Below are 15285 nucleotides of genomic sequence, written 5' to 3'. Positions count from 1 at the left end.
GTTCCTTAATGGAATTGACCAGGCTCAATCCGACTGCACCGCCCCGAAGCCCGAAACCACATCCAGCAACTCGCTGGTGATGGCATCCTGCCGCAGCCGGCGGAAGCGCCCCGTGAGCGACTCGATACGCTCGTCGAGATTCGATTCGGCCCGCTGCATCGCACTCAGTCGGCTGGCATGTTCGCTGGTCTGCGAGCCGGCGCAGGCCCGAAACAGCCGCACGAGGAGATATTCCCGGGTCAGCGCGGACAACAGGGTCGGCTCGGCCATGAATGCCCGCGGCAACCGCGGGCCCGGCCATTCACGGCGTCCCATCTGCTGTAGCCGTTGCAGTGCCAGCGGCAGCAGGCGCCGGTCGGTCGGCTGACTCTGCAGCTGTCGGCCCGGCCGGTTGTGGAAGACATGCACCGACCGGGCAGGTCCGGCGGGCTGCCAGCGATCGATGCGCTGGATGATGGTCTGAACCGTCGCGGTGATTTCCTCGACGGTCGCCGGGAGTTCGAGCACTTCATCCGCTTCAAAGCCATGCGCCCCGAGAACAGGCGCAAGCCGCACTCCCACTACCAGCAGGCGCGGATGTTCCGGGGCCCGGCTGCCCGCGTGGGCCATGCGATCGACAAAATGTGCCGCAATCTGCTCGTTGAACCGCCCACAGAGCCCGTGATCGCTACCGAATACCACCGCGACGCCATCACGGCCATGAATGCTGGGGGGACGGGTGTCCATCTGCCAGCCGGGATGGTCGCGAAGGGCGGCGGCAAAACCGAGTTCGATGGTGTTTTCATATTGCCGCAGGGCCTCCATGGCCTGCTCGTACTCCCGGATGCTGGACGCCGACAAGGCTTTCATCGTGCGCACGATGGACTGCAGATCGCCGAGAGAGTCGAGCTGGTGGCGGAGCGCTTCCTGGGTCTCCATCAATCCGCCCCGCGTCCATTGCGCCACTGCTCGGCGCACTCCCTCAGAACCGTCTCGAGCCTGTCCCAGTCATCCGTCTCCAACGACTCACCCGCCGCCATGCGCTCAGCCAGATCATCAAGGCGTGGCAGGGCGTGCTGTCGGAGGCACTCGGCAAGGTCCTGGACCGCCTCCACGTCCACAGGGTCGAAAATCCCGAGGTTCGCCGCCTGTAGCGCAATGATCTGCTCCGGCACGCTCAGCGTCCGCAGGCGGCCCTGCTTGAGGATCTCGCGCACACGCCGGCCACGGGTGATCTGTTGTCGGGTCTCCTCGTCGAGTCGGGTGGCGAAACGCGAGAAGGTTTCCAACTCCTCGAACTGCGAGTAGGCCAGCCGCAGGTCGCCCGCCACCGCCCGGTAGGCCGGCAGCTGGGTCTTGCCGCCTACCCGGGAGACCGAACGCCCGACATCCACGGCAGGCATCAGGCCCTTCCGGAACAGGCGGGGGGACAGGTAGATCTGGCCATCGGTGATGGAGATCAGATTGGTCGGGATGTAGGCGGAAATATCCTCGGCCTGGGTTTCGACGATCGGCAGGGCCGTCATCGAACCGCCCCCGTGGCTGTCACGGAGGTGGGTCGCCCGCTCCAGCAGCCGCGAGTGGACATAGAAAATGTCGCCGGGATAGGCCTCCCGCCCCGGCGGGCGACGCAGCAGCAGCGAGAGCTCGCGATAAGCACGGGCATGACGGGTGAGATCGTCCAGCACCAGCACCACATCCCGCCCCTGTTCGCGGAAATACTCCGCCACCGTCATGGCGGCATAGGGCGTTATATACTGCAGTCCGGGTGGATCCTCGCCGGCCGCGACCATGACCACGGTCTGATCCATGACCCCCGCATCACGCAGATCATCAATCACCCGGGCGACGGCGGTTCCGCGTTGACCGATCGCGCAGTAGATACCGATGACATCGGTATCGGCCTGGTTGACCAGGCTGGCGATGGCGATGGCGGTCTTGCCGGTCTGGCGGTCGCCGACGATGAGCTCACGCTGACCGCGACCGATAGGCACGAGGGCATCCACCGCCTTCAAGCCCGTCTGCAGGGGCGTCTCCACCGGTGCCCGGGCCATGATGGGCGGCGCCTCGCGCTCCACCGGCCAGCGCGTGTCGGCTGAAATCGCGCCGCGACCATCCCGCGCTGTCCCCGACGCATCGAGGACCCGGCCCAGCAGCGCATCCCCCACCGGCGTGTCAACAAGCCGGTCCAGGGCGCGTACTTCCTGACCGGCACTCAAATGGGCGTCGTCGCCCAGCAGGATGACACCCAGTTCGTCCTCGTCAAGATCGAGGGCGATACCCAGCACGCCACCCGGCAGGGCAACGAGGGATTCCGCCGCGATGTGGTGCAGGCCCCTGACTCGGGCCACGCCATTACCGACGGCGGTAATGATGCCGATATCCTCGTGACCGGGCCGCGGCTCGATCCGCTCAAGCGCGTCATGGACCAGCTGCTGGAGACTGGATGGCAGACTGCTGAGCGCCGTCATGTCATCACCCGCTCCAGCAGATTGCCGAGCTGCCGGTCGACCCTGTCCAGGTAACCGTCGATGGACCAGCCGATCCGCTGGCCCTGCCCCTCGAGGGCGATCCCGCAGATGAGCGAGTCATCGGTCTCGACGCGAAGCTCCGGCGCCCGACCCAGCCGGTTTTCGAGCGCCTCGGACAGCCGTGTCCGGGCCGCCTCGCCGATTTCGAAGCGACTGCGCACAAGCAGGCTGCCCTTTTCATCCAGCAGGGAGGCGAGATCGTCCTGGCTGACATCGCCGTCCGCCTCCAGACGCGCGATGAAGCGCTCGAGGATCCTGTCCTCGAGCGACTCGCCAGCGAGGTCGTCCAACACCTGGCGGGCGATATCGGTGACCGATTCCACCACCTGGCGATGCAGCGCATGCTCGACCCGTTCCTGCTCCAAGGACAGCGCCTCACGCCATTGCTGGCGCCGCGCCGCCACCTCGGAGCGCGCCTCGTCGATCAACCGCTGCCGCGTCGTTTCCGCCTCCTGCCGCGCCGCCTCGAGCTGACGGTCACGCTCCGCGGCCAGCGCCTGCTGGGCCTGCTCGTAATCCTCGGCAAGCGACTCGGCCTCCTCTTCCCGAGAACGGGCCCGCTCAAGCCGATCGCTGATGCGCTGCTCCCGGCGGTCCATGACCTGGATCACCGGGTTGTAGAGGAAGCGTTTCAGCAGAAAGACCAGAATCAGGAAATTGACGACCTGTGCGGCCACCGTCACCCAGTCGATATCCATGATCAGCCCCCGGCAGCGGCGCCCAGCTGATTCCAGAACGGATTGGCGAAGATCAGGATCATGGCCACCACAAAGCAGTAAATGGCCGTCGACTCGATCATGGCAAGCCCGACGAAGAGAGTCCGCGTAATGGTGCCGGCCTCGTCGGGCTGCTGGGCAATGGCAGCCAGTGCCTGCGCCACGGCCCGACCTTCCCCCAGAGCCGGGCCGATGGCGCCGACGGCAATCGTTATTCCCGCAGTGAAGATGGAAACCATCGCGATGAGCGCGGTGCTATCCATTGGCATTTTCCTCCGTTTGGCTGGCTGGCTCGCGGCCGCGGCGGACGCTACTCGCCGAGGCGATGTACACCATGGCCAGAATGGCAAAGATATAAGCCTGGATGACGCCGGTGATGAGCCCGAGCAACTGCATCAGCACGGGGAAGACGAACGGTGCCAGGCTGAGCAGAATACCGGCGATCACCGTCCCGCTCATGATGTTGCCGTAAAGCCGGACGGCGAGCGCCACCGTGCGGGAAAGCTCGCTGATGATATTGAAAGGCAGCATGAGGGGTGTGGGCCGCATGTACTGGCGCAGATAACCGGTCACGCCCTCGTGAGCGATACCGAACACCGGGACGGCGACGAATACGCAGAGGGCCAGGGCCACCGTGGTGGAAAGGGAACCGGTGGGCGGAATGAGGCCCGGCACCAGATGCAGCAGATTGGACACCAGAATGAAGATGAACAGCGTACCGACAAAAGGCAGGTAGCGGCCCGGCCGCTGCCGGCTGACGGCCGCGATCTGGTCGCGCAGCCCGCTCACGAGGACCTCGAGCAGGTTCTGCCAGCGGGAGATCTCGGTGGCATCCGAGATGCGGCGGGTAATCAGCCAGGCACCCAGCGTAAGCGCCGCCATGATGCCCCAGGTGACCACGACGGTGGCATTGATCGTCCAGAAACCAAGCTCGAACAGAATGATCTGGTCGGGACTGATCGTCATGCGTCCTCCCGTATCATCTGCCAACGGACAACCGCCGTGCGGACGATCACGAAGCCCGCCACCGCCGCCAGCGCCTGCAGGGCGTCACCGGCATAGAGCAGGCCGCCGAACACCGCGCCCATCAGAAGCAGCCGGAGCAGAGTCCCGAGCAGAAGGCGGCGACCCGGATACCGGGAGACAACCAGTCCGCGCACACTGCGCGCCAGTGCCATCAAGTAGATCACGGCCAGCAGCATGCCCAACACCAGACCGCCCGTCAGTGCGGGCCATGACAGCGTGAGTCCGTCACTCATCATCCACGCGTTCCTCCCGGATCCAGCGCCACGCCATCAGACAGCCCAACACCACACCCACCAGCATCAGCGTGATGGTCCACGACGGCTGTCCGGGGAAGTGACCATCCAGCCAGAGCCCGATGGCTGTGCCGGCCACGGTGGGGATGGCGATCGACCACCCCACCAGACCAAACATGCCCAGCCAGAACCAGACGCCTTCGTCCCGCGCGCGCCGAGCGGCCAGGCGACGTCGCGCCCGCCGGGCGACCTGCCACTGCAGATCGCGTTCACGGCGATCACGCTCGCGCTCTTCGGGCCGGCGGCTCATCCCGGCCAGCCCTCCATGTCCTGAAGGCGCCGCAGGGTTCCAGCCTCCAGCCTTGCCAGCGCACTGCGGGTCAGGCGCTCGGCTTCGTCCCGGACGCGGAAACGCTCGGTCACCACGCTCATGAGCGACTCGAGCGAATCACCGAGCATGGCCTGGGGAGTCGACACCCGAACCTCATCACCGCATTTCACCAGCGTGCCGCCATCCACCGCTGCATATCCGGACGGGCCGTAGCAGAGAATCCCGCTTGCCAACGTCGCCACGCCGTCGATGTGCCGCGGTAGCACACCGAAACTGCCAGCCGTCGACTCCGCCACCACCCTGGCGGTCTCGGTATCCAGCAGAACGCCGGTGGGCAGGAATATCCGCAGGTGCAGGCTTGCCGCCGTCATCCCTTGGCCACCTCGTCGATCCGGCCGATCATGTAGAAGGCGCGTTCGCCATGGTCCGCGAATTCGTCCTCGAGGATCCGCTCACAACCCGACAGGGTGTCTTCCAGGCTTACGCTGCGCCCCTCCATCCCGGTGAGCTGCTCGGTGGTGAAGAACGGCTGCGTAAGGAACCGCTCCAGCCGCCGAGCCCGACTGACCGTGGCGCGGTCGTCGGCGGAGAGCTCCTCGAGGCCCAGCATGGCGATGATGTCCTTCAGCTCCTCGTATTCCGAGAGCGTTCGGCGCACGGCCCGGGCAATCTCGTAGTGACGGCGTCCGACCACCTCGGCGGAGAGCATCTTCGAGTCAGAGGCGAGCGGATCCACCGCCGGATACAGGCCCTGGCTGGCGCGGTTGCGGGAAAGCACCAGCGATGCGGAGAGGTGCGAGAAAGTATGCGTGGCGGAGGGGTCGGTCATGTCGTCAGCGGGCACATAGACCGCCTGAACCGAGGTAATGGATGCACTGCGCGAGCTTGCGATGCGCTCCTCGAGCTGCGCCAGCTCGGTGGCCAGCGTGGGCTGATAACCGACCCGCGAGGGAATCCGGCCCATCAGACCCGAAACCTCCATGCCCGATTGGACAAAACGGAAGATGTTATCGATGAGCAACAGCACGCTTCGCTGCTCGGCGTCGCGGAAATGCTCGGCGACCGTGAGGGCAGAGTGACCGACCCGGAAACGCGCCCCGGGCGGCTCGTTCATCTGACCGAACAGCATGACGGTCTGATCCAGCACGCCGGCGTCCCGCATTTGTCGGTAGAGCTCTTCCGCCTCGCGACTGCGCTCACCGATGCCACAGAACAGACTGACGCCCTCATAGTCTCGCACCATGTTGTTGATCAGCTCAGTGATCAGCACGGTCTTGCCCACGCCGGCGCCACCGAACAGGCCGGCCTTGCCGCCCAGTTCCAGGGGCGAGAGCAGATCAATGGCCTTGATCCCGGTGGTGAAGACCTCGGTGCTGGTCACCCGGTCTTCGAGGGGCATCGGATCGCGATGGATGGGCGAGCGGGGAGCGGAGCCCAATGATTCGCCGCCATCGACCGGCTCGCCAAAGCAGTTCAGCATCCGGCCCAGGAGTTGCCGGCCCACTGGCGTCTGCAGGCCGGCGCCGGTAGCCCGGACGCGATCGCCGCGGGCCAGCCCACGGGTCGTGGTAAGCGCGATGCAGCGGGCCGCATGCACGCCGACGTGGCGCTGCACTTCGAGAACGATGCGGCCGTCTTCACCGGCCGTCAGGGCATCAAGGCGCTCCGGGAGTTCGCCAGCAAACCGCACGTCCACGACACTGCCGTGGACGCCGATGACCTCTCCGGTCAGCGATCGGGCCGACGCTTGCGCTGCCTCCATGCAGGCCTCCGAACAATCTTCGCGACACTGCTCTGTCGGACACGGCCAGCGGTGGAAAAATCCAGTGCCGGGATTATTCCACCGTTACTGACTTGGCGAGATTACGCGGCTGATCCACGTCGGTGCCCTTGAGAACGGCCACATGATAGGCCAGCAGCTGAAGCGGAACGGTGTAGAGCAGTGGGGCCACCACTTCATCCACCGGCGGCAGCACCATGACCTGACAGTCGTCATCCGCGGCCGGCGCCGCGGCGGCGTCGGCAAACACGTAGAGTCGGCCGCCGCGGGCCCGGACCTCCTGGAGATTGGACTTGAGCTTTTCCACGAGGTCGTCTTTGGGGGCCACCGTGACCACCGGCATCTCGGCATCCACCAGTGCCAGCGGGCCATGCTTGAGCTCTCCCGCCGGATAGGCCTCGGCATGGATGTAGGAGATCTCCTTGAGCTTGAGCGCACCCTCCATGGCGATGGGGTACTGGGTACCGCGGCCCAGGAAGAGGCTGTGATGCTTGTCGACGAACTGCTCTGCCATCGCCTCGATTGCCGGCTCCAGTGCCAGCACATCCTCTATCTGCCGGGGCAGGCTGCGGAGAGCGGCGACCAGCCGGGCTTCCTCGGCGGCTTGCAGACCATGCAGGCGGCCGGTGGCAATGACGGTAAGAAGCAAGGCGGTGAGCTGCGTGGTGAAGGCCTTGGTGGAGGCCACGCCGATCTCCGGACCGGCGCGGGTCATCATGACCAGGTCGGATTCGCGCACCAGTGAACTCTCCGGGACGTTGCAGATGGCGAGCATGGCGAGATAACCCATGGTCCGGGCCTCGCGGAGCGCGGCCAGCGTATCCGCGGTCTCGCCGGACTGGGACAGGGTCACGAACACGGTGTCCTGTGGCACCACATGGCGCCGGTAGCGGAATTCGCTGGCCACTTCCACATCGCAGGGCAGGCCAGCGATGGCCTCGAACCAGTAACGTGCCACCAGACCCGCATGATAACTGGTCCCGCAGGCAACAATCTGGATCCGCTGCGCGTCGCCGAGGATGCGCGTGGCTTCCGGGCCCAGCGCCTCCGGCAGGACGCGGTCCTCGGCGATGCGGCCCTCGAGTGTCTCCGCCACCGCGCGGGGCTGTTCGTGGATTTCCTTGGCCATGAAGTGCCGGAACGTCCCGCGCTCCGCGGCGTCGGCGGTGAGTTCAGTGGTCCGTACCGACCGCTCGACCGGCTTGCCCTCGGCATCAAAGATGCGCACGGCCCCGCGGGTGAGTTCGGCGACATCGCCTTCCTCAAGATAGATGAAGTCGCGGGTGACCGGCAGCAGGGCGGCGACATCCGAGGCGATGAAATGCTCGCCGATGCCCACGCCCACCACCAGGGGGCTGCCCCGACGCGCCGCAATCAGGCGATCCGGATCATGACGCGAGATCACACCGAGGGCGTAGGCGCCGTCCAACCTGGCGATCACCGAACGCGTTGCCGTCAGCAGGTCGTCCCCGGCCTCAAGCCGCTCATGGACGGCATTGACCACCGCCTCGGTATCGGTCTCGGAGTCGAACCGGTAGCCGGCGGCGGTCAGCTGGCGACGGAGCGTTTCGTGATTCTCGATGATGCCGTTGTGGACGATGGCGACCTCGTCCCGGGCAACATGGGGATGGGCGTTGGCCTCGGTGGGAGCGCCATGGGTTGCCCAGCGGGTGTGCGCAATGCCAAGGGAACCCCGGTACGGCCGAGCGGACTGCGCGTCTTCAAGGGCACCGACCTTGCCGACCGCGCGGTGTCGATGGAGGACACCCTCGTCACCGCGCACCGCCAGACCAGCGGAGTCATAGCCCCGGTATTCGAGCCGCCGCAGGCCCTCCAGCAGGATGGCAGAGACCTCGCGCTCCGCCACCGCCCCGACGATTCCACACATGCAGGCTTCCCCCTTTTATCGAGTCAGTCCCTTTCCTTGGATCGCCAGCCCGGGATCTGGCGCAAATGCCCGGTCTCCACCGTCAGGGTATCAGCGGGGATGTCTTCCCGCACGGTCGTCCCCGCCCCGATCGTCACGCCTTCGCCCACCGTCAGCGGCGCCACCAGGGCCGTATTCGAGCCAATGAAAACCCGGTCACCAATGCGGGTGACATGCTTTTCCCGGCCATCGTAATTGCAGGTGATGGTTCCCGCCCCAACATTTACTTCAGCACCCAATTGGGTGTCTCCGATATAGGAGAGATGGTTGATTTTGCTATCGAGGCCGACATGCGCCTGCTTGGTCTCGACGAAATTACCGACTCGGACTCGATCAGCCAGAGACGTGCCCGGGCGGAGTCGCGCGAACGGACCGATACGGCAGCCGTGACCGATTTCACTGCCCTCGATATCACAGTGTGCCAACACGCGGGTGCCCGGCTGGATGTGACAGTCGCAGAGACGGGTGAAAGGGCCGATGTGAACATCATCGCCGAGGGTGACCGTCCCTTCGATGATGACGCTGGCATCAATGGAACAGTCCCGGCCGACCGTCAGTTCGCCACGCAGGTCAAAGCGCGCCGGATCGGCCAGCCCGAGGCCCTGGTCACGCATCAGGGCCACCGCCTGACGGTGCTGGGCGGCTCGCTCCACCGCGGCCAGCTGGGCGCGGTCATTAACGCCCTGCACTTCCCAGGGGTCAGTACAGGCGAGCGGATGCACGGGCCAACCGTCGCGGCGCGCCATAGCGATGCAGTCGGTCAGATAGTACTCGCCCTGGGCATTGCCGGCGTCGAGGGCACCGAGCCAGCGCCGAAGCGGTTGGGCGGGCAGACACATCACGCCGGTATTGACCTCGGTAACAGCGCGTTGCGCCGGCGTGGCGTCCTTTTCTTCGATGATGGCATCCACGGCACCACCTTCGCCGCGCAACACTCGCCCGTAACCGGTGGGATCCGGCAGCGCCACGGTGAGCAGCGACAAGGCACCGCTGGCTTCAGACACCAATGCTTCCAGCGTGGCCGGTCGAATCAGAGGGACATCGGCACAGAGCACCAGGATTTGATGATCATCAGGAATGGCGGGCAGGGCCTGTGCAACGGCATGCCCGGTGCCGAGCTGCTCGGACTGCAGGGCCCACGCCAGCGATCGATTGGCGAATGCCGCCTGAACGGCATCGCCGCCGTGACCGTAGACGACATGGATCGCCTCGGGCTTTAGCGCACTGGCGGCATCGAGGACATGGGCGAGCATGGGACGCCCAGCCACCGTCTGAAGGACTTTCGGCCGGGTGGAACGCATGCGTTTGCCCTCACCGGCGGCGAGGACAACGACACTGAGTGGTTGACTGGACATGGGGCTCCTTCGCAGCAGCACAGGGCTGCCCGAGTGGGATCAGCCCCGGTTAGCGGTCTTACGCAGCTTCTGGATCGTGCGCAGCTGGGCTGCGGCCTCGACAAGCTCGGCCTGGGCTCGGGCATAGTCGATTTCACCCGTGCGATTGGCAAGCGCCTCCTCAGCCCGGCGTCGTGCCTGTTCCGCCGCGGCTTCGTCGATATCGTGCGCCCGGGTGGCCGCATCGGCAAGCACTGTCACCACATGTGGCTGGACTTCCATCGTGCCGCCGGACACATAGTAGTGCTCCTCGGTGCCGAACTCATCCCGAACGGTGACCTCGCCCGGCTGCAACTGGACGAGCATCGGCACATGCCGGGCATAGATACCGACTTCGCCTTCAGTGGCGCGCGCCAGGATGAATGACGCCGTGCCGGAGTGAATCGACTCCTCGGCACTCACGATGTCGATGTGCATTGTCAGGGCCATCGGGGCATCCCCTTAAAGGTTGCGGGCCTTCTCTACGGCCTCGTCGATGCTGCCGACCATGTAGAAGGCCTGTTCTGGCAGATCGTCGTGCTCACCGTCGACGATGGCCCGGAAACCGCGGATCGTCTCCTTGAGAGATACATACTTACCCGGCGAGCCGGTGAATACCTCGGCCACAAAGAACGGCTGCGAAAGAAACCGCTGGATCTTTCGGGCACGGGTCACGGTGAGCTTGTCTTCCTCGGAAAGCTCGTCCATGCCGAGGATGGCGATGATGTCCTGCAGCTCCTTATAGCGCTGCAGCACCTGCTGGACATCCTGCGCCGTGTCGTAGTGCTCCTGGCCGACGACCTGCGGGTCAAGCTGACGGGACGTGGAATCGAGCGGGTCCACCGCCGGGTAGATACCCAGCTCGGCGATGGAACGCGCCAGCACGACCGTGGCATCCAGATGAGCGAAGGTGGTCGCCGGAGACGGGTCGGTGAGGTCGTCTGCAGGCACATAGACCGCCTGGATCGAGGTGATCGAGCCCTTGCTCGTGGAGGTGATGCGCTCCTGTAGGACGCCCATCTCCTCCGCCAGCGTCGGCTGATAACCCACGGCCGATGGCATGCGGCCCAGCAGCGCCGAAACCTCCACACCCGCGAGCGTGTAACGGTAGATGTTGTCGATGAACATCAACACGTCACGGCCTTCGTCACGGAAGAACTCCGCCATGGTCAGGCCGGTCAGCGCGACACGCAGGCGGTTGCCGGGCGGTTCGTTCATCTGCCCATAGACCAGTGCCACCTTATCGAGGACGTCCGACTCCTTCATCTCATGATAGAAGTCGTTACCCTCACGCGTCCGCTCACCGACGCCGGCGAAAACCGAATAACCGGAATGCTCAATGGCGATGTTGCGGATCAGCTCCATCATGTTGACGGTCTTGCCGACACCGGCGCCGCCGAACAGGCCGACCTTGCCACCCTTGGCGAAGGGGCAGAGGAGATCGATGACCTTGATGCCGGTCTCGAGCAGTTCCGTCGAACCGGCCTGTTCCTCATAGGAGGGCGCCTTGCGGTGGATAGGCCAACGCTGCTCGGCGCCGACCTCGCCCTCATCGTCCACCGGCTCGCCGAGGACGTTCATGATGCGGCCCAGGGTTTTCTCGCCCACTGGGACCGAGATCGGTGCACCGGTGTTGGTCACATCGACACCACGCTGGAGGCCGTCGGTGCTGCCCATGGCGATGGCGCGAACGACTCCGTCGCCGATCTGCTGCTGGACCTCAAGCACCAGATCCCTGGTCTTGACCTCGAGTGCGTCATAGACCTTGGGCACGGAATCGCGGGGGAACTCGATGTCCACCACGGCACCGATGATCTGGACGACCTTTCCTGAACTCATAGCGCGGTTCCTCTTCGCGAAAGCGTTGTATTCGGTTTGGGTTGGCCGTCCACGCTAGACGGCCTCGGCGCCGGCCACGATCTCCGAAAGCTCGGTGGTGATCGCCGCCTGACGGGCCTTGTTATAGGCCAGGTTAAGGTCGTCGATCAGCTTGCCGGCGTTATCAGAGGCGGCCTTCATCGCCACCATGCGTGCGGCCTGCTCACAGGCGATGTTCTCGACCACGGACTGGTAGACCAGCGACTCGATATAACGCTCGAGCAGCAGATCCAGCGCCTGCGCGGCCGACGGTTCGTAGACATAGTCCCAGCTGTGGGCACGGTCCCGGACCGTTTCCGATTCGGTGGGCGGCAGCGGCAGGATCTGCTCGATGGTCGGGGTCTGCGTCATCGTATTGACGAAGCGGTTGTAGCAGATGACCACCCGGTCCAGCTCGCCGTCCGCATACTGATCCATCATCACCTTGAGGGTGCCGATAAGATCCTGCAGATGCGGCGTGTCACCGAGCTGGGACACCTCGGCAATGATGGGGGCGGACAGGCGGCCGAAGAACTGTATGGCCTTGGACCCGACGGTGCAGAGCCGCGCTTCCTGACCGGCATTCTCGTGATCACGGAGTTCCTTGATGATGGCCCGGAACAGATTGTTGTTCAGCCCACCGCAGAGGCCCCGATCGCTGGAGACAATGATGTACCCGATCCGCTTGACTTCGTCATGGCGGACCAGGAAAGGATGCCGGTATTCCGGGTTCGCCTCGGCCAGATGGCCGATGACCTGCCGCATCTTCTCGGCGTAGGGCAGGGCAGCGTGCATACGCTGCTGGGCACCACGCATCTTCGACGCCGCGACCATCTCCATGGCCGTGGTGATCTTCTGCGTGTTGCTCACACTCTTTATCTGAGTGCGGATTTCCTTTGCGCCGGACATGCCGTTCCTACCTTAAATGCCTTTACCAGGTACCCGTCGCCACGAAATCATCCATCGCTTTCTTGAGCTGGGACTGGATGTCATCGCTGTAATCGCCGGTGTCGTTGATCTGCTTGACCAGATCGGCGTAGTTGTTGGCCATGTACTGATGCAGCGCGGCCTCGAAGTCACCGACCTTCTTGAGCTCCAGCTCGTCGAGGTAGCCCTCGTTGAGCGCATAGAGCGAGATCGCCATGAAGGCGACCGACAGGGGCGCGTACTGACCCTGCTTGAGCACCTCCATCGCGCGCTGGCCGCGCTCGAGCTGCTTGCGGGTGGACTCGTCAAGATCCGATGCGAACTGCGCGAATGCCGCCAGCTCACGATACTGCGCCAGGGCGAGGCGGATACCGCCGCCCAGCTTCTTGATGATCTTGGTCTGTGCCGAGCCACCGACACGCGAGACCGAAAGGCCGGCGTTGATGGCCGGTCGAACACCCGCGTTGAACAGGTCGGTCTCCAGGTAGATCTGGCCATCGGTGATGGAGATGACGTTCGTGGGCACGAAGGCGGACACGTCACCGGCCTGGGTTTCGATGATCGGCAGTGCCGTCAGCGATCCGGTCTTGCCCTTGACCTCGCCATTCGTCAGCCGCTCGACCTCCGCCTCGTTGATCCGGGCGGCGCGCTCGAGCAGGCGCGAATGGAGGTAGAACACGTCACCGGGGAATGCCTCACGGCCCGGCGGACGACGCAGCAGAAGCGAGACCTGCCGGTAGGCGACGGCCTGCTTCGAGAGATCGTCGTAAATGATCAGGGCGTCTTCGCCGCGGTCCCGGAAGAACTCGCCCATCGTGCAGCCGGCATAGGGCGCAATGAACTGCAGCGCCGCCGATTCCGCCGCGGAGGCGGCCACGACGATAGTGTGCTCCAGGGCGCCGTATTCTTCGAGCTTGCGCACCACGTTGGCGATGGAGGAGGCCTTCTGGCCCACCGCCACGTAGATGCACTTAATGCCGGTGCCCTTCTGGTTGATGATCGCGTCAATGGCGACGGCCGTCTTGCCGGTCTGGCGGTCACCGATGATGAGCTCGCGCTGCCCGCGGCCCACCGGAACCATGGAATCGATGGCCTTGAGACCGGTCTGGACAGGCTGGTCGACGGACTGGCGGGCAATCACGCCGGGGGCGACCTTCTCCACCGGGGCGGTGGAATCCGACGGTACGGCACCCTTGCCGTCGATCGGCTCACCGAGGGCATTGACGACGCGGCCCAGCAGACCTTCGCCGATCGGCACCTCGAGGATGCGGCCGGTCGTACGAACCGCATCACCCTCGCTGAGGTGGGAGTAATCGCCAAGCACCACGGCGCCAACCGAATCGCGCTCGAGGTTGAGCGCCATTCCGAAGGTGTCGCCGGGAAACTCCAGCATCTCGCCCTGCATCACATCGCTGAGGCCGTGGATACGCACGATGCCGTCAGTGACGCTGACGACCGTACCCTCATTGCGGGCCTCGGCCACCGCTTCGAAGTTCTCGATGCGCTGTTTGATCAGGTCGCTGATTTCCGTGGGATTAAGTTGCATCTAATCTGTCCTCTTAGCGGCTAAGGGCGCCGGTCAGCCGGGCCAGCCGGCCGCGCACCGAACCATCGATGACCAGGTCGCCGGCGCGGACCACCGCGCCGCCGATGAGCGATTCGTCGAGCCGAATCTCCAGGCTGACGTCGCGCTCGAGCCGTTCCGACAATGCCCGGGCCAGCCGGTCCCGTACGGCGTCGTCCACCGGTTGGGCGGTAATCAGCTCGGCGCGGAGCGTTTTTTCGTGATCGGCCCGCAGAAGGTCGAACTGCTGGCGGATCTCGGGAAGCAGCGTGATCCGATCGCGATTGACCAGCAGCCGGAGGAAATTCCGCTGTTGCAAGTCAAGCGCATCGCCACAGACTTCCAGGATCAGTCCCGCCTTGCGCTCGTCATCGACCCGCGGGTTGCCGAGCACGGCATCGACCCGCTCGTCGGCGACGACCGTCGCGGCGATCGCCAGGCCGTCGGCCCAGGCCGCCAGCGCATCGGCCTCGCGAGCGAGGTCGAACGCGGCCTCGGCATAGGGACGGGCAACGGTGGTTTCCTGCGCCATATTCCTATTGCCTCAGACCTGATCGGCCAGCTCGTCGAGCATCTGCTGGTGGGCCTTGGCATCCACCTCGCGCTCGAGAATGCGGCTCGCGCCGAGAATCGCCAGCTCCGAGACATTGCGTCGCAGCTCGGTCCGCGCCTGGCTGACCTCCTGCTCGATCCGCGCCTCGGCAGCGGCCTTCTCGCGATCCGCGACGACCCGCGCTTCCTGACGGGCCTCATCGACGATATTGGCCCCCTGGCGGTTGGCCTTTTCGATGATGTCCGCCGCCTGCGCCTTGGCTTCGCGGATGTGCTCGGCCGCCCGCTCCTTGGCAAGCTCCAGCTCATGCTGGCTGCGTTCGGCGGAAGCCAGACCGTCCGCGATACGCTTCTCGCGTTCGCTCATGGCCTGCTTTATGGGCGGCCAGACGAACTTCATGGTGAGCAGAATGAACACCAGGAAGGTGATCATCTGTCCGAATAGCGTTGCGTTAATGCCCACGGTCTACTCTCCGATGACTGCCGGTT

At 64.9% G+C, this 15285-nt stretch carries 17 protein-coding genes; all 17 read right to left on the bottom strand.

All coding sequences use genetic code 11. The features are described from left to right. Nucleotides 1-24 precede the first annotated feature (24 nt). The 17 genes from V6X30_RS08810 to V6X30_RS08730 all read right to left on the bottom strand — a co-directional run bounded on the left by V6X30_RS08810 (nucleotide 25) and on the right by V6X30_RS08730 (nucleotide 15259). Entirely contained in the window at nucleotides 25-918 is an 894-nt protein-coding gene (locus V6X30_RS08810; protein WP_367984254.1) for a F0F1 ATP synthase subunit gamma, read from the bottom strand. Beyond that, complete coding sequence (locus tag V6X30_RS08805; protein ID WP_367984252.1) at nucleotides 918-2450, bottom strand: alternate F1F0 ATPase, F1 subunit alpha; 1533 nt, start codon at nucleotides 2448-2450, stop codon at nucleotides 918-920. The genes V6X30_RS08810 and V6X30_RS08805 overlap by 1 nt, the downstream gene beginning before the upstream one ends. Continuing rightward, nucleotides 2447-3208 (bottom strand): F0F1 ATP synthase subunit delta, encoded by a 762-nt coding sequence (locus V6X30_RS08800; protein ID WP_367984251.1) that lies wholly within the window; start codon nucleotides 3206-3208, stop codon nucleotides 2447-2449. The genes V6X30_RS08805 and V6X30_RS08800 overlap by 4 nt, the downstream gene beginning before the upstream one ends. 2 nt (nucleotides 3209-3210) lie before the next feature. Next, nucleotides 3211-3489 carry a F0F1 ATP synthase subunit C gene (locus V6X30_RS08795; protein WP_367984250.1) on the bottom strand — a complete coding sequence of 93 codons (279 nt, stop codon included), beginning with the start codon at nucleotides 3487-3489 and terminating at the stop codon, nucleotides 3211-3213. Further along, nucleotides 3482-4192, bottom strand: a complete 711-nt coding sequence (locus V6X30_RS08790; RefSeq protein ID WP_367984248.1) for a F0F1 ATP synthase subunit A — start codon at nucleotides 4190-4192, stop codon at nucleotides 3482-3484. The genes V6X30_RS08795 and V6X30_RS08790 overlap by 8 nt, the downstream gene beginning before the upstream one ends. Beyond that, nucleotides 4189-4485, bottom strand: coding sequence for an N-ATPase subunit AtpR (locus tag V6X30_RS08785; protein ID WP_367984247.1), 297 nt, complete (start codon nucleotides 4483-4485; stop codon nucleotides 4189-4191). The genes V6X30_RS08790 and V6X30_RS08785 overlap by 4 nt, the downstream gene beginning before the upstream one ends. Then, on the bottom strand, nucleotides 4478-4795 hold the full coding sequence (locus V6X30_RS08780) for an AtpZ/AtpI family protein (RefSeq protein ID WP_367984246.1): 318 nt from the start codon (nucleotides 4793-4795) through the stop codon (nucleotides 4478-4480). The genes V6X30_RS08785 and V6X30_RS08780 overlap by 8 nt, the downstream gene beginning before the upstream one ends. Then, on the bottom strand, nucleotides 4792-5187 hold the full coding sequence (locus V6X30_RS08775) for a F0F1 ATP synthase subunit epsilon (protein ID WP_367984245.1): 396 nt from the start codon (nucleotides 5185-5187) through the stop codon (nucleotides 4792-4794). Before V6X30_RS08775 ends, V6X30_RS08780 begins: the two co-directional genes overlap by 4 nt. After that, nucleotides 5184-6578: a F0F1 ATP synthase subunit beta gene (gene atpD, locus V6X30_RS08770; RefSeq protein ID WP_367984244.1), complete on the bottom strand. Its 1395-nt coding sequence runs from the start codon at nucleotides 6576-6578 to the stop codon at nucleotides 5184-5186. Before atpD (V6X30_RS08770) ends, V6X30_RS08775 begins: the two co-directional genes overlap by 4 nt. A 73-nt stretch (nucleotides 6579-6651) precedes the next feature. Next, nucleotides 6652-8484 carry a glutamine--fructose-6-phosphate transaminase (isomerizing) gene (gene glmS, locus V6X30_RS08765; RefSeq protein ID WP_367984243.1) on the bottom strand — a complete coding sequence of 611 codons (1833 nt, stop codon included), beginning with the start codon at nucleotides 8482-8484 and terminating at the stop codon, nucleotides 6652-6654. Between the two features lie 23 nt (nucleotides 8485-8507). Beyond that, a complete protein-coding gene (glmU, locus tag V6X30_RS08760; protein ID WP_367984242.1) occupies nucleotides 8508-9878 on the bottom strand; it encodes a bifunctional UDP-N-acetylglucosamine diphosphorylase/glucosamine-1-phosphate N-acetyltransferase GlmU in 1371 nt (456 codons plus the stop codon). 39 nt (nucleotides 9879-9917) lie between these two features. Beyond that, nucleotides 9918-10346 carry a F0F1 ATP synthase subunit epsilon gene (locus tag V6X30_RS08755; protein ID WP_367967700.1) on the bottom strand — a complete coding sequence of 143 codons (429 nt, stop codon included), beginning with the start codon at nucleotides 10344-10346 and terminating at the stop codon, nucleotides 9918-9920. A 12-nt stretch (nucleotides 10347-10358) separates the two neighbouring features. Continuing rightward, a complete protein-coding gene (gene atpD, locus V6X30_RS08750; RefSeq protein WP_367984241.1) occupies nucleotides 10359-11735 on the bottom strand; it encodes a F0F1 ATP synthase subunit beta in 1377 nt (458 codons plus the stop codon). A 54-nt stretch (nucleotides 11736-11789) separates the two neighbouring features. Next, nucleotides 11790-12662 (bottom strand): F0F1 ATP synthase subunit gamma, encoded by an 873-nt coding sequence (gene atpG / locus V6X30_RS08745; RefSeq protein WP_367984240.1) that lies wholly within the window; start codon nucleotides 12660-12662, stop codon nucleotides 11790-11792. A gap of 22 nt (nucleotides 12663-12684) precedes the next feature. Next, nucleotides 12685-14226 (bottom strand): F0F1 ATP synthase subunit alpha, encoded by a 1542-nt coding sequence (gene atpA / locus V6X30_RS08740; protein WP_367984238.1) that lies wholly within the window; start codon nucleotides 14224-14226, stop codon nucleotides 12685-12687. Nucleotides 14227-14239: 13 nt separating this feature from the next. Continuing rightward, entirely contained in the window at nucleotides 14240-14776 is a 537-nt protein-coding gene (locus V6X30_RS08735) for a F0F1 ATP synthase subunit delta (protein ID WP_367984237.1), read from the bottom strand. A gap of 12 nt (nucleotides 14777-14788) precedes the next feature. Beyond that, a complete protein-coding gene (locus V6X30_RS08730; protein ID WP_367984236.1) occupies nucleotides 14789-15259 on the bottom strand; it encodes a F0F1 ATP synthase subunit B in 471 nt (156 codons plus the stop codon). Nucleotides 15260-15285: the final 26 nt, after the last annotated feature.

Source organism: Spiribacter sp. 1M189 (genome assembly GCF_040838345.1).
GTDB lineage: Bacteria > Pseudomonadota > Gammaproteobacteria > Nitrococcales > Nitrococcaceae > Spiribacter > Spiribacter insolitus.
The sequence above is the reverse complement of the archived record's forward strand: the minus strand, read 5'-3'. Positions and strand labels throughout refer to the sequence as shown.